The organism is Pseudoalteromonas sp. NEC-BIFX-2020_015, assembly GCF_012952265.1.
Lineage (GTDB): Bacteria > Pseudomonadota > Gammaproteobacteria > Enterobacterales > Alteromonadaceae > Pseudoalteromonas > Pseudoalteromonas neustonica.
This window is the reverse complement of sequence record NZ_JABCJL010000008.1, coordinates 58,424-84,093: the sequence shown is the minus strand read 5'-3', so window position 1 is coordinate 84,093 and position 25,670 is coordinate 58,424. Positions and strand designations below refer to the sequence as shown.

General features: G+C 40.4%; 24 protein-coding genes. 1 reads left to right on the top strand and 23 read right to left on the bottom strand.

Features of this window, described 5'->3' with window-relative positions; all coding sequences use genetic code 11:
• Nucleotide 1 precedes the first annotated feature (1 nt).
• The 21 genes from HH219_RS07985 to HH219_RS07885 form a co-directional block, all read right to left on the bottom strand.
• Nucleotides 2–712, bottom strand: coding sequence for an RNA polymerase sigma factor FliA (locus HH219_RS07985; protein WP_054203478.1), 711 nt, complete (start codon nucleotides 710–712; stop codon nucleotides 2–4).
• Nucleotides 713–738: 26 nt separating this feature from the next.
• Nucleotides 739–1,599, bottom strand: coding sequence for a MinD/ParA family protein (locus HH219_RS07980; protein ID WP_054203299.1), 861 nt, complete (start codon nucleotides 1,597–1,599; stop codon nucleotides 739–741).
• The gene (gene flhF / locus HH219_RS07975) at nucleotides 1,592–3,070 is read right to left on the bottom strand and encodes a flagellar biosynthesis protein FlhF (RefSeq protein WP_054203300.1); all 1,479 of its coding nucleotides are present in this window, start codon (nucleotides 3,068–3,070) and stop codon (nucleotides 1,592–1,594) included. Before flhF ends, HH219_RS07980 begins: the two co-directional genes overlap by 8 nt.
• Nucleotides 3,071–3,093: 23 nt before the next feature.
• Nucleotides 3,094–5,202: a flagellar biosynthesis protein FlhA gene (gene flhA, locus HH219_RS07970; RefSeq protein ID WP_064435374.1), complete on the bottom strand. Its 2,109-nt coding sequence runs from the start codon at nucleotides 5,200–5,202 to the stop codon at nucleotides 3,094–3,096.
• Between the two features lie 93 nt (nucleotides 5,203–5,295).
• A complete protein-coding gene (flhB, locus tag HH219_RS07965; protein WP_064435373.1) occupies nucleotides 5,296–6,426 on the bottom strand; it encodes a flagellar biosynthesis protein FlhB in 1,131 nt (376 codons plus the stop codon).
• Nucleotides 6,427–6,435: 9 nt separating this feature from the next.
• A complete protein-coding gene (fliR, locus tag HH219_RS07960) occupies nucleotides 6,436–7,215 on the bottom strand; it encodes a flagellar biosynthetic protein FliR (RefSeq protein ID WP_169327113.1) in 780 nt (259 codons plus the stop codon).
• Between the two features lies 1 nt (nucleotide 7,216).
• The gene (locus HH219_RS07955) at nucleotides 7,217–7,486 is read right to left on the bottom strand and encodes a flagellar biosynthetic protein FliQ (RefSeq protein WP_054203304.1); all 270 of its coding nucleotides are present in this window, start codon (nucleotides 7,484–7,486) and stop codon (nucleotides 7,217–7,219) included.
• Nucleotides 7,487–7,530: 44 nt separating this feature from the next.
• Entirely contained in the window at nucleotides 7,531–8,271 is a 741-nt protein-coding gene (gene fliP, locus HH219_RS07950; RefSeq protein WP_054203305.1) for a flagellar type III secretion system pore protein FliP, read from the bottom strand.
• 1 nt (nucleotide 8,272) lies between these two features.
• On the bottom strand, nucleotides 8,273–8,659 hold the full coding sequence (fliO, locus tag HH219_RS07945) for a flagellar biosynthetic protein FliO (protein ID WP_169327112.1): 387 nt from the start codon (nucleotides 8,657–8,659) through the stop codon (nucleotides 8,273–8,275).
• Nucleotides 8,656–9,054: a flagellar motor switch protein FliN gene (gene fliN, locus HH219_RS07940; RefSeq protein WP_054203307.1), complete on the bottom strand. Its 399-nt coding sequence runs from the start codon at nucleotides 9,052–9,054 to the stop codon at nucleotides 8,656–8,658. Before fliN ends, fliO begins: the two co-directional genes overlap by 4 nt.
• A gap of 18 nt (nucleotides 9,055–9,072) precedes the next feature.
• Entirely contained in the window at nucleotides 9,073–10,164 is a 1,092-nt protein-coding gene (gene fliM, locus HH219_RS07935; RefSeq protein WP_054203308.1) for a flagellar motor switch protein FliM, read from the bottom strand.
• Nucleotides 10,165–10,173: 9 nt separating this feature from the next.
• The gene (gene fliL / locus HH219_RS07930; RefSeq protein WP_054203309.1) at nucleotides 10,174–10,698 is read right to left on the bottom strand and encodes a flagellar basal body-associated protein FliL; all 525 of its coding nucleotides are present in this window, start codon (nucleotides 10,696–10,698) and stop codon (nucleotides 10,174–10,176) included.
• 91 nt (nucleotides 10,699–10,789) lie between these two features.
• Nucleotides 10,790–13,282, bottom strand: a complete 2,493-nt coding sequence (locus HH219_RS07925; protein ID WP_169327111.1) for a flagellar hook-length control protein FliK — start codon at nucleotides 13,280–13,282, stop codon at nucleotides 10,790–10,792.
• Between the two features lie 134 nt (nucleotides 13,283–13,416).
• The gene (gene fliJ / locus HH219_RS07920) at nucleotides 13,417–13,863 is read right to left on the bottom strand and encodes a flagellar export protein FliJ (RefSeq protein WP_054203311.1); all 447 of its coding nucleotides are present in this window, start codon (nucleotides 13,861–13,863) and stop codon (nucleotides 13,417–13,419) included.
• Nucleotides 13,863–15,197, bottom strand: coding sequence for a flagellar protein export ATPase FliI (fliI, locus tag HH219_RS07915; protein WP_054203312.1), 1,335 nt, complete (start codon nucleotides 15,195–15,197; stop codon nucleotides 13,863–13,865). The genes fliJ and fliI overlap by 1 nt, the downstream gene beginning before the upstream one ends.
• An 18-nt stretch (nucleotides 15,198–15,215) precedes the next feature.
• Nucleotides 15,216–16,034 (bottom strand): flagellar assembly protein FliH, encoded by an 819-nt coding sequence (gene fliH, locus HH219_RS07910; RefSeq protein ID WP_054453884.1) that lies wholly within the window; start codon nucleotides 16,032–16,034, stop codon nucleotides 15,216–15,218.
• Between the two features lie 3 nt (nucleotides 16,035–16,037).
• Nucleotides 16,038–17,084 carry a flagellar motor switch protein FliG gene (gene fliG / locus HH219_RS07905; RefSeq protein ID WP_054203314.1) on the bottom strand — a complete coding sequence of 349 codons (1,047 nt, stop codon included), beginning with the start codon at nucleotides 17,082–17,084 and terminating at the stop codon, nucleotides 16,038–16,040.
• Nucleotides 17,077–18,792: a flagellar basal-body MS-ring/collar protein FliF gene (fliF, locus tag HH219_RS07900; protein ID WP_054203315.1), complete on the bottom strand. Its 1,716-nt coding sequence runs from the start codon at nucleotides 18,790–18,792 to the stop codon at nucleotides 17,077–17,079. The genes fliG and fliF overlap by 8 nt, the downstream gene beginning before the upstream one ends.
• Nucleotides 18,793–18,812: 20 nt before the next feature.
• The gene (gene fliE, locus HH219_RS07895) at nucleotides 18,813–19,145 is read right to left on the bottom strand and encodes a flagellar hook-basal body complex protein FliE (RefSeq protein ID WP_054203316.1); all 333 of its coding nucleotides are present in this window, start codon (nucleotides 19,143–19,145) and stop codon (nucleotides 18,813–18,815) included.
• Nucleotides 19,146–19,300: 155 nt separating this feature from the next.
• Nucleotides 19,301–20,746 (bottom strand): sigma-54 dependent transcriptional regulator, encoded by a 1,446-nt coding sequence (locus tag HH219_RS07890; protein WP_054203317.1) that lies wholly within the window; start codon nucleotides 20,744–20,746, stop codon nucleotides 19,301–19,303.
• On the bottom strand, nucleotides 20,743–21,855 hold the full coding sequence (locus HH219_RS07885; protein ID WP_054203318.1) for an ATP-binding protein: 1,113 nt from the start codon (nucleotides 21,853–21,855) through the stop codon (nucleotides 20,743–20,745). The genes HH219_RS07890 and HH219_RS07885 overlap by 4 nt, the downstream gene beginning before the upstream one ends.
• 139 nt (nucleotides 21,856–21,994) lie before the next feature.
• Between HH219_RS07885 and HH219_RS07880 the strand changes: the two genes are divergently transcribed.
• On the top strand, nucleotides 21,995–22,582 hold the full coding sequence (locus HH219_RS07880) for a DNA-3-methyladenine glycosylase I (protein ID WP_169327110.1): 588 nt from the start codon (nucleotides 21,995–21,997) through the stop codon (nucleotides 22,580–22,582).
• Nucleotides 22,583–23,092: 510 nt separating this feature from the next.
• Here HH219_RS07880 and HH219_RS07875 read toward each other — a convergent pair.
• The gene (locus HH219_RS07875) at nucleotides 23,093–24,529 is read right to left on the bottom strand and encodes a sigma-54 dependent transcriptional regulator (protein ID WP_054203320.1); all 1,437 of its coding nucleotides are present in this window, start codon (nucleotides 24,527–24,529) and stop codon (nucleotides 23,093–23,095) included.
• A 164-nt stretch (nucleotides 24,530–24,693) separates the two neighbouring features.
• The gene (locus HH219_RS07870; protein WP_054203321.1) at nucleotides 24,694–25,479 is read right to left on the bottom strand and encodes a flagellin; all 786 of its coding nucleotides are present in this window, start codon (nucleotides 25,477–25,479) and stop codon (nucleotides 24,694–24,696) included.
• Between the last annotated feature and the right edge of the window lie 191 nt (nucleotides 25,480–25,670).

The following is a 25,670-nucleotide window of genomic DNA, read 5'->3' as shown; positions in this document are numbered from 1 at the left end:
ACTAGTTTATCCAGTCATTGATTTTTGCTTTAAGCTTAATCATCGCCTGACCATGTATCTGACTCACACGCGATTCACTTACATCGAGTATGTGCCCAATTTCTTTTAAATTCATTTCATCATTGTAGTAAAGCGATAGCACTAAACCATCTCGTTCTGGTAAAGACTTTATTGCCTCTAGCAATGATTGATTAAACTTATCATTTTTAACATTATTAAAAGGCTTATCTAGTGCTAAATCATGTCCAACTGGTGTAATTACATCTTCATCAACACCAAGGTCTTCAATGCCTAGTATTTTACTAGAATTCACATCATTAAGAATATGATGGTACTCATCTAGCGTAATATCAAGTTTTTCAGCAACTTCAATATCTTTTGGTTCACGATTAAGTCCACTTTCTAACTCTGATATCGCTTCTGCAACCATACGACTATTGCGATGCACCGATCTTGGAGCCCAATCACCACGCCTCATTTCATCAAGCATAGCACCACGAATACGAATACCTGCAAATGTTTCAAAACTGGCGCCTTTAGTGGCGTCAAAGTTTTTCGAGGCTTCAATTAAACCAATCATTCCTGATTGAATTAAATCATCCAACTGTACACTTGGTGGTAAACGAGCAATTAAATGGCACGCCACTTTTTTGACTAATGAAGCATGGCGCTCAACAATCACATTTAAGTTCTGTGTAGATTGATATCCCATCGCTTTATTCACCGATGCCGTCATAATTAGCCGTTTACTAATTTTTCTATGAAAAATTCTAAATGGCCAGATGGTTGATTAGGTATAGGCCATTTTACTGCTTTTGTCGCGAGTGTTTTAAATGCAATTGCAGCTGGTGAGCTAGGAAACAGCTCTACGATTACTTTTTGACGGCGCGTAGACTTTCGCATATTTTCATCATAAGGCACAGTTGCAACTAGTTCCATCGACACATCTAAAAAACGATCTGTGACTTTAGATAACTTTGCAAATAACTCATGACCTTCACGTATACTGCGTACCATATTAGCGACTATTTTGAACTTGTATACGCCGTGTTCACGACTTAATATTTTAATAAGCGCATAGGCATCAGTAATTGAAGTGGGCTCGTCACATACGACAACCATCACATCTTGTGCGGCGCGCGAAAAACTGAGCACCATATCTGAAATACCGGCTGCAGTATCAACAATTAATATATCAAATTCGGTATTTAGCTCACTAAAGGCACGAATAAGACCGGCATGCTCTGATGGCGATAATTCAACCATACTCTGCGAGCCGGAGGTAGCGGGGACTATTTTTATCCCTGCGGGGCCTTCAACTAAAATTTCATCGAGCTCACATTCACCCGACAATACGTGAGACAAGTTACGCTCAACACGTAATCCTAACATCACATCACAGTTTGCTAGGCCTAAATCGGCATCCAATACTAATACTCTGTTTCCGAGTTGACCCAAAGCAATCGCAGTATTAAGTGAAACGTTTGTTTTACCAACGCCTCCCTTACCACCAGTGACAGCGATAACCTTAACGCCGTTATTATTGTTTTGACTCATTTTACGCAGGCCACTTGCTTGATCTAATACTGTGTTAATCATACATCCCTACTGTGCTTGACGCTACTGCTTGACGTCGCGAATGTTGTGCTTTTGTTCTTTTTAAATACAATTGTTCAGCTTTTTTTACTAATTTCTCTGCATTAGCCACCCGGATGTCCTCAGGGACTCGCTGACCATTAGTAAGATACCCTATTGGGAGGCGATTTTGAATCGCTATACTAATTATCTCACCTAAACTTAGTGATTCATCTAATTTGGTGAAAATACAGCCACTTAATTGTACTTTTTTAAAGTGTCTTACGGTTTCTTGTAAAACGTTAATTTGCGCTGTTGCACTAAGCACCAAGTAATTGCGAATATCAACTCTTTGATTGCGCATTAAGGTGTTTAATTGCTCTGTTAAACGTAAATCACGCTGACTCATTCCCGCCGTATCTATTAATACTAGACGCTTATTTCGTAAATGGTATAAAACTTCAGCTAATTCATTAGCATCTTTAACTTGCTTAACACCACAGCCGATAATACGTCCGTATGTAGCTAGTTGCTCATATGCACCAATACGGTATGTATCAGTTGTGATCAGTGCCACTTTATCAGCGCCGTACTTTTGTGCACCCAACGCAGCAAGTTTTGCAACTGTCGTCGTCTTCCCAACCCCTGTTGGACCTACTAATGCAAATACACCACCTTGACGTAATATTTCATTATTAGTTGTATGCATCTGATTTTCAATCATTTGCAATAAGGCTTGCCATGCTTGTTGACGTGATACATCGTCAGGAATAAAGCATGCCATTTGGTCTGCAACTTCACTATCAATCCCCATACCTATCAAGCGATCTATCATGCATGCTCTTGTTGGGTCACGACGAGCCATATCCTGCTGCATTAAACCTGATACTTGATGCTCTAACAACTGACGCATTGCGGCCATTTCATCACGCATTGCTGTTATCTCATCTGTTTTTGCAACCTCTTTAGTAGGCATTGAGGTATCTAGATCATCAAAATCACGGTCTAAGTCGTCATCAAAACCTAAGCTATGAGCTTGAGTTTGTGGGCGTGACACTGGCGCAGTATCTCGATGATAAAAATCTTGTTTAGGCTTTACTTCACTGTGTTGACGAGCACTGTGTTTTTGTTCTTGGTATTGGCTGCCTGTATCAAATCCAGATTGACTAAACATTGATGCAAGTTCAGGTGAGCGTGGACGTGGTGTTTGACGCTCTAACAATGCTTGCAAGCTATCTGCAACTTTTGCTTGTGGTTCAGGCTGAGAGCGCTGTGGTGCTGGCTTTACAAAGTTTGAATTTGTTTGTGCCTGCGCAATAGCTGGTTTTGCTTCAGGCGCTTTTGGGGCTGCTTTGTCATAATCAACAGCGGCAACGATTTCAACACCGTTCGCAAGTTTTTTATTTGACATAATAACCGCATCAACACCTAGTTCATCTTTTACTTCTTTAAGTGCCGTGCGCATATCTTTAGCAAAAAAACGTTTAATTTTCATAATTCAACCCCTTTAAAATCCGATTATTGGCCTACTGAGCTGACAATCTTGATCTGTCTTTCGTCTGGTACCTCTTGATAAGACATCACCCGTAACCCTGGTATGGTGTACTTAACAAAACGAGATAACACCGTGCGTAACATTCCTGACGTTAGCAATATCGAAGGTTCACCGGCCATTTCTTGATTTTGATGCGCTTCATTTAATGATTGCTGAAGTCGCTCTGCAAGTCCTGGTTCAATTCCGGCACCTTCGTCGCCTGCATTCTGTAGTGACTGATGCAACATCTGTTCCAACTCAGGCGCCAAGGTTATGACAGGGATTTCTGATGACATACCAACAGCGTCCTGAACAATTAATCTACGCAGTGAAATTCGCACTGCAGCCGTTAATACATCAGGGTCTTGGCTACGTGGGCCATACTCTACTAGGGTTTGTACTATTGAACGCATATCGCGTATTGCGACACCTTCATTTAATAAATTTTGTAAAACTTTAACGATTGTTGTCAACGGTAATACATCTGGGACTAAACCTTCAACTAAACGAGGGTGACTCTTAGCTAGCATATCAAGTAAATTTTGTACTTCTTCATGGCCAAGTAGTAAAGCTGCACTATTTGTAAGTAGTTGACTAATATGGGTCGCGACGACAGTGGCAGCATCTACAACGGTGTAACCTAATGATTGCGCTTCATCTTTTTGATCGGGTTTAATCCAAACTGCATCTAAACCAAAAGCAGGGTCTTTCGTCGCAATCCCTTTAATCGCTCCAAACACTTGTCCCGGGTTAATCGCTAACTCGTCACCATGTTTAAGCTCCCCCTCACCACTTGAAACACCCATCAGAGTAATTCTGTATGCGTTTGGATCTAATTCTAAGTTATCGCGAATGTGTACTGGCGGTACCAAAAACCCTAACTCTTGAGAAAGCTTTTTACGTACACCTTTAATTCGATTTAGTAGCTCACCACCTTGTGATTGATCAACGAGCGGAATTAAACGATAGCCCACTTCCAAACCAATAACATCGACTTGCTGAACATCATCCCAGCTAAGTTCTTTTTGCTCTTTTTTATTTGCAACACCTGTTCCTGATGCACCACCGTTCGCTGTTTCAGCTTCTTTTTCCGCTGCGGCTTTGATCTTACTTTGTTGAGTGTAATATGCTAAATACCCCAGTAGTGCACCAAGGCTTAAAAATGCAAAGTGTGGCATGCCTGGCACTAAGCCCATTACAATCAAAATGCCTGAGGCGATAAATAGTGACTTTTCATTGCCAAGTTGTTTCTTAAATTGATCACCCATATTGAGCGATTCATTTTGACGGGTTACTACAATGGCCGTACCAATTGAAAGGAGTAATGAAGGTAATTGAGCAACTAGGCCGTCACCAATAGTAAGCAAAGTGTATACTTCCATTGCATTACTAAAACTTAAGTCATGTTGGATCATTCCAACAAATAAACCACCTACAATATTGATAATCAAAATAACGATACCGGCTATGGCATCGCCTTTTACAAACTTACTGGCACCATCCATAGAACCATAGAAATCAGCCTCGCGAGTAACCTCTTCACGACGGTCACGTGCTTGCTCAGCGCTTATAAAGCCTGCGTTCAAATCAGCATCAATTGCCATTTGCTTACCTGGCATTGCATCAAGGGTAAAGCGTGCAGATACTTCTGAGATACGGCCCGCACCCTTAGTGATTACTACAAAGTTGATGATGATCAGAATTAAAAACACCACTAGACCAACTGCGTAATTTCCGCCAATTACTACGGAGCCAAAGGCTTCAATAACTTTACCTGCAGCATCGCCTCCATTATGGCCTTCTAAAAGTACAACTCGAGTGCTGGCAACATTGAGCGCTAAACGCATGATGGTTGCAATAAGAAGTACAGCTGGAAACATGCCAAACTCTACTGGCTTCATGGTGTAAACGGTCACCAATAACACAACTAGTGCTAAAGCTATATTAAACGAAAAAAGAATATCGAGTAAAAATGGCGGTAACGGTAAAATCACCATTCCCAGCGCAGCAAGTACCAGTAAAGGGGTACCTACACCTTTTAAATACTCTTTTTTATCTCTATTAAGTTGTTGTAATACAGCTTTAAATTCCATAATTCTACAATTTCAAAAAATTGACACTACACGGAATTTGCAATAACTATTCCAGTTATTAATTATTTATTAAAATAGGTTAATAACTAAAAATCAATGCTTGTAGGCATCGGGGATGGGGAGGTTTTTATTAAGTTTTGTCGGGCGTTTACCACGGCCTTTTTGAAAGCGCTTAAGCTGAAAGACAAATGCGAGTACTTGCGCTACCGCTGTAAATAATTGATCCGGTATTTGATCGCCCACCTCAGCGGTATGATATAACGCACGCGTAAGCATTGGGGATTCGACAATTGGGACTTCATTACCTAATGCTACTTTTCTAATTTGCATAGCCATCTCATCCACACCTTTAGCAAGCACGATTGGTGCACCTGCACGCTCTGTGTCGTACTTTAATGCAACTGAGTAATGTGTTGGGTTAGTAACAACAACGTCAGCATCGGGCACATCTTGCATCATTCTACGTTGAGACATTTGTCTTTGAGTTTGCCTAATCCGCGCTTTTATTTGCGGATCACCTTCGGAGTTTTTATATTCATCTTTTACTTCCTGTAAAGTCATTTTAAGTTGTTTATGATGAGTATGACTTTGATAAGGAGCGTCTATTGCTGCAATAATTGCCATGGTGCATGTGAGTCCTAAAAACATCCACGCTAAAATTTCTAAAGAATGAAGAATGTTCCCGGGCGCACTCTCAATACTCAGATGTAGAATTTCATCAAAAAAGGTATTAATCAAAAAAACAGCAAAACCGGCGACCACTGTAAATTTTAAAATAGATTTAATCAATTCAACGCCTGCTTGCGGCCCAAGCATGCGTTTAATACCTTTAGCTGGTGACATTTTACTCGCTTTGGGTGCCGCAGCTTCCCAGCTAAAATTGAAGCCGCCTAACAGTGTATTACCAATAATACCCGCTAAAACAATAATAAAAACAAACATCGCCATTGGAAAAACAAGTGCATCGGCAACTTCAGCCCAAACAGAGAACATCTTTGTTGTATCGTATGTTTCACTGCGATTTAAACTAAGCATTCGGCCCATAATATTATACAGACCTTTACCTATATCAGGGCCGTACATTAATAAGGAGATTGCAGAAAAAATCAGAACGAACATGGTACCCAACTCTTTTGAACGGGCTACTTGGCCTTTCTTTTTCGATTCATCAATTTTTTTACCCGTGGGTTCTTCTGTTTTTTCTTGACCTGAATCTTCAGCCATCACTGCCTCCTATGGGGAACAACCAACTAAAGTACACATTAGCTCAACCATTTTTAACCATTGAAATTCAAATTGAGTCATAAAGTTACCAAGGGTAGCCCAAATAATGACTAAACCGGCCACCAATGTAAACGGAAAACCAATTGAGAAAATATTTAACTGCGGGGCTGCTCGGGTCATCACGCCAAATGACAGGCTTATAACAAGCATTGCAGTTAAAGGTGCAAGTGAAAGAACTAATGCAGTGGTAAACATCCAGCCCCCCCAAGTAACAATATCCCAATAATGATCAACCGCCCACCACGTACCATCTATTGGTAATACTTGAAAACTATGTACCACCATTTGAATCATCATTAAATGACCATTAAAAACAAAAAAGAGTAAGGTGGCTAAGATTAAATAAAATTGCCCTACTGCTGGCACACTCATACCGTTTGAGGGATCAACTACCGACGCAAAACCAAGGCCTGTTTGCATTGCCAATATTTGCCCTGCTATTACAAAGGTATTTAGCATAAGCAGCGAAGCAAACCCAATTGCAACCCCAATCAACATTTGTTGGATCACCACAAGAACCATTTCAAATGAAAATAAATTATTGAAACTAGCGGGGGGCAGTACTGGGACAACAAGAAAAGTAGTGACTACAGCAAGACCCATTTTTATACGTGTAGGGACATTTTTTGCACCAATACCCGCCATTACCATGATCATTGAGCTAATGCGTATTAGTGGGAGTAAAAAATCGCTGAGCCATTGAATTATTACTGAAAAAGGAAATTCCATATTAACCTGCAATTTCAGGAATAATCAGCACCATGCGTGTAAAAAAATCCATTAACTCTTGCGTTAACCAATGCCCACCGACGATCAGGGCGCTAATCGTAATTAATAAACGTGGTAAAAAACTTAATGTTTGCTCATTAATTGACGTTGCAGCTTGAAACACGGCAACGACTAAACCTATTATCAGACCAGGTACAACGATTGCCGAAACTAATTTAATAACAAGAAACAAAGCGCCACTTAAAATATCAACAAATACTTCTGGTTCCATACTAGCCTCTTAATATTTAAAAGCGCTTCTATTAATAAACATTGTCATTCGCCAAGACCAAAACTTTTTGCCAATGTCCCCATCACTAAACTCCAGCCATCAACAAGTACAAACAACATTATCTTAAATGGCATGGATACAATCATTGGCGATAACATCATCATACCCATGGCCATTAATACTGATGCAACCACTAAATCAACAATCAAAAAAGGAATGAAGAACATGAAACCGATGATAAATGCAGTCTGTAATTCACTGGTGACAAATGCGGGGATAAGTACTATTAATGGTGTATCTTCGGGTGAATCTAATTTATCGTAACCGGCTATTTTTGCAAACGTTTCAATATCTTTAATACGCACTTGTGACAGCATAAATGCTTTCATTGGTTCTTTTGCAAGCTCAAGGGCTTGTACAGATGTTACTTGCTCATTGAGATAAGGCTCAATCGCTTGCTCGTTCACCTTTTGATAAACCGGCGCCATGATAAAAATACTTAAAAATAGTGACATACCTAAAAGTATTTGGTTTGAAGGCGTTTGCTGCAACCCAATTGCTTGACGCAAAATAGCTAATACAACAATAATACGAGTAAATGAAGTCATCATAATAATTGCCGCTGGAATAAAACTCATGGCGGTCATTATCGCAAGTACTTGCAAAGTCACAGAGTATTCTTGTGAACCATCAGCATTGGTAGTGATGTTCAGGGCTTCAATCCCTTCGGCACTTACAGAGGGCACAAAAACAAGGGTAAGAAGAATAAGCAGCCACTTAGTCATATTATAGATTCTTTTTATTTTGATTCGATTGTGGGTTTAGTAACTTGCCAAAGCGTTGTACTAATGCCGGTAACTCTTTTTCTGTTAGCGGGGTTTCGAGTTTATGTAAGTAATTGATGCTATGAGGAGTTACCCCTAGTAAATGCTGACAATTATCAATTTCAACCACCATTAACCGCTCACGAGTACTAAGTGGCAAACTTCTCACAATTTTAAATTCGTCACTGTTAGCAATATTCGGGTTGAGCTTTTTAACCAAAAAAGCCAGTATCACTATCAATACTAGCACCATGACTAATGACATAACCATCGAGATTAAATCGCCAGAAGCGGCAGCTTTCGGTATGACTGAGCTGCTCGCTGTTGATAATAAAAGCCAACTGCTCATCGCAGTTTTTTAATCCGTTCAACCTGGCTTATTACGTCAGTTAAGCGAATACCAAATTTATCATTTACGACGACAACCTCTCCATGCGCGATCAAGGTACCATTAACGAGTACATCTAATGGTTCACCCGCAACGCGATCTAGTTCAACAACCGAGCCTTGGTTTAGCTGAAGTAAATTACGAATATTAATTTTAGATCGCCCAACTTCCATTGAAATTGTAACGGGTATATCTAAAATAGTATCAAGCTTGCGCTTTTCATCGCTGCTCATTTCATGCTTAGCATCACTTAACTCATCAAGTTCAGCAAGTTGTGCATCGCCGCTATCATCGGTGCCTTCTGCTTCAGCTAACGCAGCAGCCCACTCATCCATTGTATCTTGGTCATCGCTCATACATTTAACCCTATTTCTTTACCAGTCTAAATCTACACCATCTGAAAGGTGTAAGTCATCTTCTAGTTCTGCTAATTCTGCATCTGAATCAAGTTTTTTGCCACCTTTAGTAAAGACGTGCAGTTCTGATTTAACTGATTCAGGACGTTTAATTTTTTCACTGATTTGTAAAGCTACATTATCGCGAGAGCGACCCATTTTCGCCCTATAGGTAGGTAAGTCTTCAACAAATACAGTAATATGTTCAGGCATTTCAACTGGAATTATATCGCCAGCTTTAAGTTCCATAATTTGCGCTAAAGTTAAATCAACTTCAAGTAGTTGCGTTGACATTTCAACTTCTACATCCATTATTTCATCGCGCAGCGCCTTACTCCAGCGAAGATCTGTATCTTCTGTATCTGATTGCACACCGGCATCGAGTAGTTCACGAATAGGTTCAAGCATGGAATATGGAAGTGCAATATGAAAATCCCCGCCGCCGCCATCTAATTCAATGTGGAATGAGCTTATTACCACCACTTCTGTGGGGCTCACAATATTCGCCATAGCAGGGTTTACTTCTGAATCAAGATATTCAAATGAGACATCCATAACCGGCGCCCATGCTTCTTTATAATCTTCAAAGATTATTTTTAGTAGCATTTGCACAATACGTCGTTCGGTGGGAGTAAATTCACGGCCTTCTATTTTTGCATGGTAACGGCCGTCACCACCAAAGAAGTTATCCACTAAAATAAATACTAACCGTGCCTCCATGGTGATCAATCCAGTCCCTTTTAGAGGACGAAAACGCACCATGTTCAAACTTGTTGGCACAAATAAAGTGTGGATATATTCACCAAACTTTATCATTTGCACGCCATTTATGGATACTTCTGCCGTACGTCGCATCATATTAAATAAACTGATCCGCATATGGCGAGCAAAGCGCTCGTTAACAATTTCCAACGTTGGCATGCGGCCACGAACAATACGGTCTTGTGAGGAGAAATCATATTGGAGTGTATTACCACTACCATCTTCACCATCTTGTATATCTTCCTCTTCAACATCATCAACACCATGTAAGAGGGCATCAATTTCGTCTTGGGATAATAAATCGCTCACGCTGACCCCTTATTGCATCACAAAGCCGGTGAATAATACCCGCTCAATAACTTTGCTTCCTTCAACATCAGTGAGCGCCGCTTGCACCTTATCAAGGGCAGCAACGCGAAGCGTTTCTTTACCTTCGCTCGTTCCTAACTCATCAGCTGTAGTGGTTGAAAGTACACCCAAAAGTGTACTTTCAATTAAGGGTATATGTTTTTTAGCTGTTTCTTCATTTACATCACCACGTACTAATAATTGTACTTTTATTTGCACTATGCGGTCTCTGCTAGCTCCTGGGACGTTAAATACAAATGGTCGTGGCATTGCAACATATAAAGCACTGCCAACAGAAGCCCCCGATGTTGAACTTTCAGCTTCTTGAGTTGTAACCGTTTCTTCAGCTAATGTTTCTTCTGGTGAATCAGAGCCAGACATTAAGAAAAATCCAACGGCACCACCGATAACAAGCACTGCAGCAGCAATAATAATTATTAGCTTTTTCTTACTCTTACCGCCATCTTCAATTTCTAAATTTGCTTCTTCTGCCATGATGGTTTCCTCTATGCCTTAATAATGGGCATATTACGAGTATCGTATGCCCATCAAGTTATTTATTCTTATGCTTTTATAATAGCAGGTGTTAGGCGTAGTAATCTATTGATGATGTCGATTGTTGTCCTGACATTCTCGTATTTTGCTCAGCTAATGTACTTTCACTCTCATTTTTCTGCTGATTATTTGCATGCTGACTACTTTGCGATTGCTCATCCGCTCCAGATCCATTTTGGCTATTACCTTGCTCAATACTGCTTTCACCTAATTCAATACCTTGTTGAGCTAACATTTCTCGTAATTTTGGCATTGATTGTTCGAGTGCTTCTTTAGCTTGTTGATTCTGTACTACAAAGTTAATTTGTGCTTGCTCTGCGTCGCTGCGAATACGTATTTGCATGCTACCCATTTCTGGTGGATCAAGGCGAATCTCAGCTTCTTTATTATTGATACTTAATAAGGCACTCACTCGCTCTTGCAATAATTTTGCGGCATCACTTTTCACTATGTTTAATGCTTGGAGTAATGTTGGATCCAAGTTCACTTGTTTTGTTTGCGACGTTGGGCTTGCCTGTTGAGCTTGTAAAACCTGCATATCTGTAATTTCTTGCTGATAACGCTGCTCACTACTTTCAGCTATTGGCGCTGCAAGTGTTGCGACCTGCCCTGTAATTTGTCCAAATAACTGATTGATACGCCCTACTGCTGACTCTCGCGGTAAAACCTGTTCTTTGTTATGACTTTCAAGCAATGCATCTTTTATCACTGCTTGTTGCGTCTCTGATTTTACTACGGCCTCTTGTGTAACTGACTTAATCAATGCCTCTTGCGAAGTCTGAGCTTTGCTAGTCTCTGGACTTGTTACAATGCTTGCAGCTGTACTATTTAAAACTTGAGCACTTTGGGGGGGGATCACTTTTTCTGATTTTTGAGTGTCCGCGGCCACGTGCAATTGATCAAGTTTATCAATAACCGCCGTCACATTATTTAATGCCGCGCCTTTTGGCTGTGCCGTTGCTAAAAACTGTTGTAATTGAGTCCTCAAGGCCTGCTTATCAGCATTATTTAACTGTCCAATCGCAACATCAACCTCTTTACTTACTTTTTCTGATTGCGACATTAATAATGGTTTTTCAACTGTATTTTGAGCTACTTTTTCATTTTTGTTTACTAACTCAGTAATATATTGTTTAAAGGTATCAAGTTTAGCCGGCGTCACCCCCTCCTCAACTATCACAGCAGCTTGACTCTGAAGGGTTTTACGCTGTTCATCTGTTAGATTAGCTAATACAGGGTTACTTTTTATCTCTGTCGCTGACTGGCTATTAAGTAGTGCTTTACTTGCTTTTTCTATCTCAATATCACTTGGTAATATATTTGCTGCCTTATCCGCTATAGCTGCTTCCTTAACTAAATGCTGTGAAGATGATGCCACCTGACTTTTAATTTCTTGCGCTGTATTTGTAAGATTGTTGCTAGTCATTACGCGTTTATCTAGGTTATCTGTAGATGTGTTATTTAGTCTATCCGCTGCGTTATTATCTTTATTAGGCACTTCAACTTTATTAGGCACTTCAACTTTCTGTGTTTTATCGCTTTGTAATATAGAAGCTGTCTGTGTCGCTTTATTTTCGGATACTAATGACGCTGTACTTTGTAACTTATCAAGAGGTATAGGCTTAGCATCTTCCTTAAGCACCACATCATCTTTACTTACAGGGTTCTTAGTATCGAGTTGATTCGATGTATATACTTTACCTTGCTCAATCAACATACTTTTTTCAGTATGTTGTTTAGATTCATTACTTAAAGGTATACCAACCGCTTTTTCATCTGAGCCACTTTTAATAATTCTTCTTTCAATACTTACTGTTTGAACTATTTGACTAACTGACGTAGTCGTTTGTTGCTCTCCTTTTTCTATTGACGATGTCGCATTCAACATACTTTGCACGGGATGAGTGGCTGAGTCTTGTGATAATGTATCTACACTTTTAACCTCATCAATAAAGGGCTCAATAGGTATTATTGGTGTAACTGAATCACCTGAGTTTATATTTGATTTTACATCTAACTGTTTATCTATTGCTTCTGAGATGACAGTTCTCTCACTCACTACTGCCAATTTATGACTTTGTAATTCATTGATATCGTCAACTGTTGGTGGGTCAATAATTGGTATTGTACTATCAATTGGCCGAGGTGACTTTGTATATGAAATTGAAGTATCAAACTTTTCAGGTGCCTTGTAATCTAGTAAATCACCGAGTGTATTTGTTATTTTTGGAGTATTAACTCGTGTATCGATATTATTAGCGGCGTTGATATGTGCAAGCATATCATCACCTGAGTTCGTTAACTCACCGTCACTTTCAAGTGGTTCTAGTTTATTTTTTTTATCCGATACATCTGCATGCTCTTTAATTTTTTTATCCGATACGTCAGTATTATCACTTGCATTTTGCAAAAGACTAAAAAAATCACTTGCTGTACTTTGCGGATCTTTGGCTTCACTGCCCTTTTTAGTTAGCTGGACATCTTGTTCAGTTGAAATGAGTACTGATAGATCACTAATCGCCATAATTCACCTACATAATAAGTGGCAACTTGCCGCCGCAGCTTGCCAGAATAAATACTTCACTGATAAATAAAGCAAGTTATGTGCCTAAGGTAAAAAAAGCAGAAAATAACTTAGCCTCACTATTACTGCACTCGTTATAAAGCGCGGCGCCTTTGATAAAATTGATTTGACGAAAATTCATCTAACATTTTCTGTTCATTTTTTTGAGCAATAACATTTGCTTTAAGTTGCTGTTTTTCTATTAATTTAGCTACTGCCTTAGCTTTAATTTGTTGCTTTAACCATAAGCTTTGTCGCTGTGATACAACCTGTTTTGCTGTATTTACAGTATTTGCTTGTTGGCGTATTGCTTCTTCTATTTTTGCGATAAAGGCATGATACTGACTAAAACCAGCACTGCTTAAACCTGACTGACCTTTTAAGTGAAGTTGTTGCGTATACTCCAACCGAAAGTCATTCAAACCTTGCAGCTTTTGTTGATTACTTTGCAGATGTTGCTGCGCCTGCAGATAATTCATCCTTAGTGATTCTTCTTTCTCAGTTTCTAGTCTAAGCACTAAATCAAGTTTATTTTTCGTCATTATGCTTGTCCTAATAATTGAGCCAGCCCTTGCAGACCTTCGTCATAGCTGATCACATCTTTCATGCCTTGTTGCAAAAAAGCGTTTACTCTTGGCATCATATTAATAGCTTGATCGAGCATCTGGTCCGTACCTTTTTGATATGCTCCTAAAGTGATCATATCTTTATTCTGTTGATACATAGAATAAACTTGTTTAAGTACTCGAGCTTGCTGCATATGTGGCTCAGACACAACTTGTGGCATCACCCGTGAAATCGATTTTTCAATATCAATGGCAGGATAATGGCCACTGTCAGCGAGCTCTCGCGATAGTACGATATGCCCATCTAAAATCGCGCGCGCAGCATCCGCAATAGGATCTTGCATATCATCGCCTTCACTCAGCACAGTAAAAAATGCAGTGATAGAACCCTGCCCTTCGCCACCATTACCAGCGCGCTCAACCAAGGCTGGCAGTTTCGCAAATACTGATGGTGGGTACCCCTTTGTGGCAGGCGGCTCACCAACCGCTAACGCTATTTCACGCTGAGCCATTGCATAACGCGTAACAGAATCAAGTAATAGCAAAACATTTAACCCTTGGTCGCGAAAATACTCCGCGATTGTGACGGCACTTTCGCACCCTTTTAGACGCATTAAAGGTGACGAGTCGGCTGGCGCTGCAACCACAACTGAGCGCTTTCGTCCCTCGACGCCTAAAATTTCCTCAATAAATTCTTTAACTTCTCGTCCACGCTCACCAACTAAACCAACCACAATCACATCAGCCTCAGACCCTCTGGTCATCATCCCTAGTAATACTGATTTACCGACACCAGAACCTGCAAACAAGCCCATTCGCTGGCCTTGCCCTACTGTAATAATTGAATTTATGGCACGCACCCCCACATCCATCGGTTGACTGATAGGTCTGCGAGATAAAGGGTTTATCGAATTTTGTGCAAATTTAAGATGATGTTCAGCATTGATCGGACCAAGTCCATCTAATGGGCGGCCTAATCCATCAACAACGCGCCCAAGTAGACACATACCAACTGGAAGTCCGGTTTCATTAACTTGAGGTATTACTCGTGCGCCAGGTAGCACCCCTGAGATGTGATCATTAGGCATGAGATACAATGTTTGGTCGTTAAAACCCACAATTTCTGCATCAACAAAACCATGCATGGTTTCAATTTTACACTGGCTACCTACTGGCGCGCGCAAGCCTTTTGCTTCTAAAGTTAAACCAACAACACGCGTTAAAATACCTGCGACCGCAGGGACTGGTACGTGAATATGCTTTTGATATTTTTGTAAACGTTCACTTAAAGGGCGCGATTGACTACTCATAGCAAGCCAGTAATATACTTAGATACCACTACTATGCAAAAAGCTATCCAACGTTTCTTTGACGCGGGTTTTGACTGTCATATCAATTGATGATTGTGCTGTTTTAACTTGGCAACCACCACGTTCTAAAGTGGGCTCTGGTATTAGTTGCCAACCACTCACTGCCAATGCCTCTTCTGTGTAACTATTTTTAATAAGCTCTATGTCTTCTGGGTTTAAATGAATACGTATATTCGGTTGCTCTGTACCCAGTGCATCTATGCATTGCTTTAAACTATGAAGAACAATATCTGGTGACGTTTTTATTTCTTGATAAATAAGCGCTTGTGCAAGCATTACTGCTAGTTGCACAAGCTGTTTTTCAGCTGCATCATCTACTTTAGCTAATGGTTCGCTCAAACTATCTAGTAGACTTCGCAAGCTTGTTAATTGCTCTTCAATTAATGGCTTTACTTCCTCTTGACCTTGAGTTTTACCTAACTCTACGCCTTCTTTGTAACCTGCTTCTTTTCCTTCACCGACGCCTTTCTCAAAACCATCAATATAGCCTTGCTCATGACCTTGTTTTAAACCTTCTTCGTAAGCGTCTTGGCGAATACGCTCTAATTCTGCCATCGTTAACGAAGGGAGTTCAGGCTCTTCAGGTTCAACCTCTGGCTCACTCCTTTGCTGCTCTTTACGATACAGATCAGCAAGCGGTGTACCAAAAGCAGTTGAACGTCCATCATATTTACGCGTATCTTGCGTTACATCTGGAATTGGCCAATTTTCTAATAATTCATCAACCGCTTCTCTTGCATGAAGCGGACGACCTTGATTTGAGCGTGAGTTACTCATCGTTTATAGGAACTCCTCGCCACCGCCACCGCCGAGCATGATTTCACCTGAATCAGCCAAACGTCGCGCAGTTGATAATATTTCTTTTTGTGCCGCTTCAACTTCACTTATTCGCACAGGTGCCATCGCTTCTAAATCATCAGCCAGCATTTCTGCCGCACGTTTAGACATATTACCCAGAATTTTCTCTTTCAGTCCTTCATCTGTGCCTTTAATTGCTTTCATCAATACGTCTTGCTGCACTTCTCGAAGAATGGCTTGGATACCACGATCCTCAACTTCCATTAGATTTTCAAACACAAACATAAGATCTTGGATTTGTTGTGACATTTCTTCATCATGCTCACGTATTGAGTCCATTAACTGACCTTCAACATTCGTATCAAGGTAGTTCATAATATCAGCGGCTGCTTTCAAGCCACCCATTTTCGCAGCTTGCGCGCCAGCTTGACCAGCAAATTGTTTCTCCATGATTTCATTCAATTCTTGCAATGCTGCTGGTTGAACTTCTTCTAAATTAGCAATACGCATGGTTAAATCTAAACGTACTTTTTCAGGGAATTGCGCTAATATTTCAGCTGATTGTTCTGGCTCTAAATACGATAAAACAATGGTTTGAATTTGCGGATGCTCGTTGCGAATAATGTTAGCAACTTGCTTTGAGTCCATCCACTTAAGAGAATCCAGACCTTTAGCACCTGATCCCATTACAATTTGATCAATAAGACTTGCCGCCTTATCTTCACCTAAGGCTGCTGTCAGTGCTTTTTTAATAAAGTCTTCTGATTGGAAGCCTATCGTGCTAAAGCTTTGGATTTGCTCTATGAACAAGTTATGTACTGCGCTGATTTTAGCTTGCGATAGGTCATCTACCGCAGCCATTGCCATACCCACCTTTTGAACTTGCTTAGGTTCAAGATGTTTTAATATTTGCGCAGCATCTTCTTCAGATAAACTCAGCAATAAGATTGCGGCTTTATCTACACCGTCTAATTTATCAACATCAAACGCTGTTGGTAGTTGTTTTTGTTCTTGGTCTTGATCAGTCATCTTCTGTTAACCACGCTTTCACAACTTGTGAGGAGAGTTCAGGTTCATTAGCTACAAGGGCACGTACAGCTTTGAGCAAGTCCTCGTCGCCATGTAGGTCTGGTAACTGTAGTGTACCATCACTTGAGAAGCCAACCGAAGCAGAATCAAAATCTTTATTTAGCATATCCAGCGTATTGTCTCCAATATCTACACCTGAACTAAGTGCGTCATCGTCATACTCTTCAAGCGTATCATCTGGGTAGATTAAGCGTTTAAGCATTGGTTTAACAACGGCCATTATAAGCACAACAATGACTAAGAAACCGAGCACTAAACGAACGATCTTCATAAACCAGCTTTGCTCCCAAATTGGTACTTCAATCGCTAACCCCATTTCCTCTCGAACAAAAGGAACGGTCACAACTTCAAGCGCATCACCTCGTTGTAAATCAAAACCTACACCACCTTGCAATAAACGACGAATATTTGACAGCGCTTCGATTGAGCGAGGCACCATGGTCGTTTCACCATTTTCCCCTGCTGTTGCTAAGTAATCTACCGCAACAGAAACACTGATACGACGTATCACACCTGTTTGCTGACGCTTATGAGAAATTGTGGTATCTAATTCGTAATTTCTTGTGGCTTCTTTATGACTACGACTTGGTGAAGTACCTGAGCCAGCTCCGCCTTGACCTGCTACTTCTGGTATGTCTGAATTTGCAGGAGGTTGGTTTGACAAAGCACCAGGTATGCCGATTGCAAGACCACCGATGTTACTTTCTTCAAATGTTGTTTCACTTCTCACTGCCGGTAAATCAGGATTATAACGTTTTTGGGTTTCTTCAATTGAACTGAAATCCATGCTTAAATCTACTTGCGCAGTATAATTGCCCAAGCCCAGTACCGGAATTAGAATACTATCAATTTTTTCGAGGTATTCCTGCTCACGTTTGCGCTCTACTTCATATTCTTTACGTGAGCGTGACGCAAGTGAACTTTGTGAACCAGAATTTAATAATCGACCATTTTGATCTGTAACTGTAACTCGTGCAGGTTCCAAGCCTTGAACCGCTGAACCTATAATATCAACAATAGAATCAACTTCTTCACTACTAAGCATACGTCCACGCTTAAGTGTTAGCACAACGGTTGCTGATGGTTTTTTCTCACGACGAGCAAACACATTTTCTTTTGGGATGGCTAGTAATACTTTGGCGCGGGTAACATTTTTTAGTTCTTCAATAGTTCGTGCAAGCTGTTGCTCACGACCGTGCTTTAAACGTTCACGCTCTAAACGTTGGCTTACACCAAAACCCATATCTTGCATGATAATATCAGTACCAGAATTTGGGGATTGCTCTAACCCTTCTCGAGTCATTAATAATTTAATGCTTTGATATTCGCCTTCTTCAACAGAAATAACGTTACCATCGAGCTGATATTCAATTTTTTGTGCATCTAAAAAGTCGAGAGTTTGGATAAGCTCTTCTGTTGGCATTTTTCCAAGTGGTCGCATATCTGGTTGTTTTGCCCAAATAATCACAAAAATTGCAATCGCAAGACAAATAGCTAAAGCAATCAGCAGTGTTGCTTGACGTAATATATCAACACCATTAAGAGCACTTAAATAGCCTGACTTTTGTTCTTGTTGCTCTTCACTATCGTTTTGGTCGATACCGCCACCAGCTAAAGCAAGATCTGTTGATTGATTAGATTGCGCCACAATAATTCTCCACTACCTAGTTAAACAGGCATGTTCATGATTTCTTTGTAAGACTCTACAAGCTTATTACGAACCTGAACGGTCGCTTCAAAAGCGACAGATGATTTCTGTGATGCGATCATCACTTCAGCTAACGAAACACTGCGGTCCCCCATTTCTAAGGCCGTCACCTTTTGTTTCGCTTCTTTTTGATGGCCATCGACCGTATTTAACGCGCTAGTAAGTAAATCACCAAATTGTGCTGATGACGTTGGTTGCGCTTCAGTTGGTATGTTATTTACTTGATTACCACGGCTTGTTTCAAGAGCCATGGATTGCATTTCTTGGAATAATGCACTGTTTTCAATTTTCATAATGATCTCTGACGATACAATTTACTTATAACTAGATAAAGCACAAAACGTGCCATAAAATAGTCATTTAAATACAGTTAGTTACAGTTTAATTTAACTTGTCAGAGTTTTGACGGAAGAACGCTCAGTGAGCACTGAGCGTATATTTATAAAAGTTAGGCTGGTAATGCAATACCTAAGTCACGCATTTGCGCCAATTTATAGCGTAATGTTCGCGGACTGATCCCTAAAGTCTCAGCAACATCTTTTCGCTTACCTTGACAGCGAGAAAGCGTTTCTAAAATAATGCGATGTTCTTTATCTTTTAATTCATCTTTGTAGCTGCCAGAGTCCGTACTAAGCAATGGCTCACTGTGTGTTGCTTTTGCTTTAATTGTCGGCACTTGTACGTCGTAATACGCTTCATTACTCAATGAGCTTGCTGTGTCAGCAGGTAATGGATTGCTAGCTAAAGCGGTGGTTAATGGAGCCGTTGTTAGATTTTCGATAAAAATAGCATTTTCATCGATCACATCACCGTGGCGCAGTATTAATGCGCGCTGGATCACATTATCAAGCTCACGCACATTACCAGGCCAAGCGTGTGATAATAATTTATCCTGCGCTGATAGACTAAGTTGTGCCATTGGCTCTTTGCTTTTACTAATATGACGCTCAATTAAATGCTTTGCCAATATAATAATATCACCAGGGCGCTGACAAAGTGGGCGCCACATCAATGGAAACACATTTAAACGGTAATAAAGATCTTCTCTAAATTGATGCTCACTTACGGCCTCTTTTAGGTCACGGTTACTAGTGGCTAATACTCTAACATCCAATTTAATCGTTTTTCGACCACCTAAACGTTCAACTTCACGCTCTTGCAGTACACGTAGTAGCTTAGCTTGCAGGCTTAAATCCATTTCGGTGATTTCATCAAGTAAAATCGTACCACCTTGTGCTTGCTCAAATTTCCCAGGGCAAGCTTGGATTGCACCTGTAAATGCGCCTTTTTCATAACCAAATAAGGTCGCTTCAAGCATATTCTCTGGGATCGCAGCGCAATTAATTGCGACAAAAGGCTGATCTGCACGATCTGATTTATCATGAATAAACCGTGCTAATACTTCTTTACCTGAGCCACTTGGGCCTAACACCATTACACTGGCATCAGATTTAGCAACTTTACAAGCAAGCTCTAATAATTGAATACTGCTCGGATCTGCGACAATTGGGCCATCCGTTTCTTTTTCTGGTTCTGGTAAATAGCGGCTCACCATATTGAGTAACACTTCTGGCGCAAATGGCTTAGCCATATAATCAATCGCACCTAAACGCATTGCCTCAACCGCATCATCGATTGTTGCATATGCTGTCATCATCAATACTGGTAAATCAGGGTGATTTAAATTAATGCTCCGCAATAAATCAAGACCACTCATCGCCCCCATTTGCACATCACTTACGACTAAAGAAAAGCTATCTTTTTTCAATAAAACCATTGCTTGTTCAGCGCTATCAGCCGCAACACAATCAATTCCTGACATTTCTAACGTGTCGATCAAAGCCTCTCGAAGCCCTGCATCATCTTCTACAACTAAAATCGTATTGTTACTCATATGACCTCCACTGACTTTGATTCTGCACAAATAGGCAGCAGCAAGCTAAAGCAAGCACCGCCCTGTGTATTATTAGCAACATCAACTCGCCCTTGGTGAGCAATTGTCACTGAGCTAACCACTGCTAAGCCCAACCCTGTGCCTTGGCTTTTAGTGGTATAAAATGGTTCAAATAACTTATCAGCTTGCGTTAAATCAATACCGGGACCATTATCATTAACACTGATCCGGACAAACTCAGGCTCATCTTCATCACGTTGCGCACTTACGTAAACTTTCGCGCCAGCACCAATAACTTGGATACTATTATGGACAAGGTTTTGAATAGCACTCGCCAACGCCGTTTTATTACCGACAATTTCAACATCAGGATCCGGTAGGCTAACCTCAAGTTCGCAATTGTTTAGTGCAACCATCGCATCAGCACCCATTTTCACTTCTGTTAATAGCTGCTGCATAGACACCTGCTCTACCACTTGCTGATCGCCGCTTTTTGCAAATAACAGCATATCGTTCACCTGCGTTTCGAGATCTTTTAACCGTGACATTAATTTTGTATGAAAACTGCCTCGAGAGCTTTCAGGTAAACGCTTGGATCCTAAATTAGCGGCATATAACATAGCCGCAGATAATGGTGTACGCACTTGATGAGCTAAAGATGCCACCATTTTACCCAGTGCACTCAAACGTTGCATATGTGCAACTCGTGTTTGTAAACGACGCGTTTCAGTTAAATCTGTCATTAAAATTAACTGTCCAGGCTCTGGTGTCAACGCCGTTATTTCTAATTTAATTAAGCGACCATCTTTGAGTGATACTTCATGACCATCATCCTGCTGAGGTCGAAAAGAGCGCTGGATCACGCTAAACCACTTTTCACCTTCAAGTGGCTCGCCAAGCATATCAATCGCTATTTGATTGGCTTTTGCGATCATGCCTCTGGCATCTAGCACCACAACTCCCGCAGGCATAGTATCAACTAAGTGGCTTAACCAGCTGGCTTGTTGACGCAGCTCACTAAGCTCACCCACATACTCTTCTTGCTGAAGGCATGGGTTATATTGGGTAGCTGTGATAAATTGTGGTTTCAAGACATTAGCTAAGGCCATAATCGATACTCTTATAAATCGTTTCTAACGAGTTAAATGCACGATTCATACCACTATTATTAATGTTTATTTTCATAATGTTAGCTTTAAATTTGCGCGACAAAAAAATGACATCGGTTTTAAAAGAAAGGATTATTCAATGAGTAAAGAAAATGCATGTCGCTGCCCTTGGCTCGATACCAGTAAAGAAGACTATGTTAAATATCACGACGATGAATGGGGCGTGCCACTTTATAATGACCAAAAACTGTTTGAGTTTATTACCCTTGAATCAGCACAAGCAGGATTAAGTTGGTATACAATTTTAAAAAAACGCAGTGGCTATCGTCGTGCTTTTTTAGATTTTGATGTAGAAAAAGTCGCGTTAATGAACGAACACGATATTGAACGATTAATGCTTGATGAAACAATTGTTCGCAACCGGCTAAAAATTGCAGCGACAATAAATAATGCAAAACGTTTTATCGAAATTCAGCAAGAGTTTGGTAGCTTTAGTCACTACCAATGGCAGTTTGTGGGTGGTAAGCCGTTAGTAAGTGATTTAGACAAACTCAGTGACTACCCCGCGATTACCGAGGCATCAACTGCGTTTGCAAAAGATTTAAAAAAACGAGGTTTTAAATTTTTAGGGCCAACCACCGTGTACGCCCATATGCAGGCCTGTGGCATGGTAAACGATCACAGTAATGACTGTTTCCGCAAAGCTGAGATTATTGAGCAATACTAGACGCTAGAGAATATTCTCTTTGTACAAAATAACTTTAAGCTGAGTAAAAAGAGTTTAAAGAAGAAAACCCTAGGACGTGCTTTAGCGCGTTAGGTTAATTTTCAACAAGCAAAACATATGAGAAACAAATTTCCGTCTATGGGGTATATACCCAAGCCACCTCAAGATGCAGACTTCAGCGTTTCACAGGGGCTTAATATCAAGGCGTTACTTTGCAACAATGGCAGTCCCTTTTAAGAAGTAACAACGATGAGAGTAAGCGCCTGTGAAACGCCCAATGGGTTGGTTTAAAAGCGATTTATACTGCGTTATTGATTTTAACAATAGAACCACTATTATTTGCAATCAATGCCTTGCCTAAATCGCTTTTAACTTCAACTGAAACTGCATATTGAGGTGACTTGGGTATAGTAGGCTCAGATTTATCACGCGCTTGTTTACGGTTCGCGATGTAAAATCGCTGCTACTGAGTCGAACTTCAGTTACTAAGAAGATGAAAACTACCCCGAATTAATCTCGTGATAAGTTATATTTTTTCATCTTTTCAACTAAGGTTGTACGGCGTACCCCTAAAATTTCGGCTGCACGTGCTACCACATAATCATAACGCTCTAAGGCCTGAGTGATCAGGCTTATTTCTAATTCTGCCAAATAATCCTTTAACTCAATTCCCTCATTGGGAAGTAAATCAACTGAAGACTGACTAACTTCAACATCAGGTTCATCATCATAATCACTAAAACCTGCGCTAAAGATATCATTAAATGCATCACGTTCCATTAATTCTTCTGGGTACTGTGGTTCGTATGCTTCTACTTCAATATAACGGTATTTGGCTGGTAAATCGGGGATATCAACGACTTTATCAGGGAACATTATGACCATACGTTCCACTAAATTTGCTAGTTCACGAATATTACCTGGCCATGCATGTTCCTTTAAGCTATCAATTGCCCGCTCTGTAAATTTAGCAGTTGTACCACTTTGTTCATTTACACGACGCATTAATTCTTTCAGTAATAATGGGATGTCATCTGCGCGCTCATTAAGCGATGGGTTTTCAATTGGAAAGACATTTAAACGATAATATAAATCTTCGCGAAAGCTCCCTTGCTCAATCATCATCTCAAGGTTTCTATGCGTTGCCGCGATTACGCGAACATCAGCTTGAATTGCCTTAGTGCCACCAACCCTTTCGTAACTTCGCTCTTGTAACACACGCAAAAGCTTCACTTGCATTTGCAGCGGCATATCACCAATTTCATCTAAAAAGAGTGTTCCGCATTGAGCAAGTTCAAAACGCCCTTTACGAGCAGAAATAGCCCCCGTAAACGCCCCTTTTTCATGGCCAAACAATTCACTCTCTAATAACTCGGCAGGTATGGCACCACAATTGACTGGTACAAATGGTCCTGAGTTGCGCTTAGAAAGCAAATGTACATTACGAGCCACAACTTCTTTACCAGTGCCTGACTCACCTAATATAAGTACGTTTGCATCAGTTTTCGCCACTTGCTCAATCAAAAAACGCACATCTTTAACAGCTTCTGTTTCACCGACTAACCCATCAAAGGTTTTATGTGGTTTTGCGTGCTTATGTTCATTTGGCAGCATCCGCTGATACTGTTGGCAATCATGCAGTAATTGAGTAGTCACATCATGAGTAAACGGCTCACAGATAAGGCCGACTACATTAGCAATACTTAGTAATGGTTTAAGTGTTTCGCCAATCAATAAAAAGGGAAGTGTCGGGTATTTTTTAATTACAGCTTCATGCTCAAGGTCATTGAGTGCACCAAGAATAACCATGCACTCTTTTTTATCAAAGCTGGAACATATCTGCTCAAAATTTTGTTCATCAAGTAATTGCACCGCTTCACCAATGAAAGTAAGCGCCGCATTTAAGCCTATCGCACGATTATTATTATTATCTAAAATCAAGATCATTATTGGCGAGCCACAATTACTACAAAAAAGATTGATACATTAAATTGTAAGCGACTTTGGGAGGGATGCAAGCACTAAGCGGCAGTTTTTTGACATCAATGCCAAAAAACAGACGCCTAGTTAACTATAAGTAATACTTAATAATTACTGTTTCAATATAACGGTTATAACAAACCTAAAATAGATTCTGCAGATTGGTTTGCTTGCCCACGAAGTGCAATAGATGCTTGCGCTAAAATATCGTTAGATACCTGCTGAGAAATAGCCTGCGCATAATCGGTATCTTGAATTCGACTTTTACTCGCGGCAATATTTTCATTTTGCTCGCCCAGTCCGCGAATGGTACTTGAAAGCGTATTTTCAAATGCACCAAGCTCTGCACGCTGACTATTAATTTCATCTGCAGCTTGATCACTAATATCAATCGCAGCTTGCGCGCCAGCTTGGGTCGAAATGTCAATACCCGCAACCACGCTAGCAATACTCCCATTGCCAGGAGTTACACTTTGCGTAGTATTCGCATCTGGCCCAACTTGAAACGATACTGCCTGACCATCAAATAATGGTTTACCACCAAATGATGCATTCTCAAAGGTGTCTGTTATTTGACTTTGTAATTGCACAACTTCATCTTGTAAAGCTGCGCGATCATTATCATTCAACGCGCCATTACCTGCTTGAATAGAGAGTTCACGAATACGTGACACGGCATCATTAACTCCAGATAAATTAGATTCTGTTGCTTGTGAGTAAGAAATGCCATCATAAGCATTACTCACGGCTTGCCCATACCCATCTTGTTGGGAGGTCAAACGGTCTATAATCTGTAACGCAGCTGCGTCATCAGCCGCAGAGTTTATTTTTTTACCCGTAGCAAGTTGTTCTGCAAGCTTATTTCCAGTTTGCTGTGTTTGGTTTAAAAAACTAGTAGATGGTGATTGAATTTTCATAGCAGGCTCCGACACACTGATTGGTTAAATTATAGCTTAATTTGCCAAATTTTACACTTTGTACCATGGTTAAATTAAATTAACTTGGCATCTTGCTTGCTAACCAACTAAGTTAATAGGTAAAGTACTGAGATGTGTAATGAATTTCACTTTTGCGTATTTAACTTTTATAAACAACTACGCCAATGATA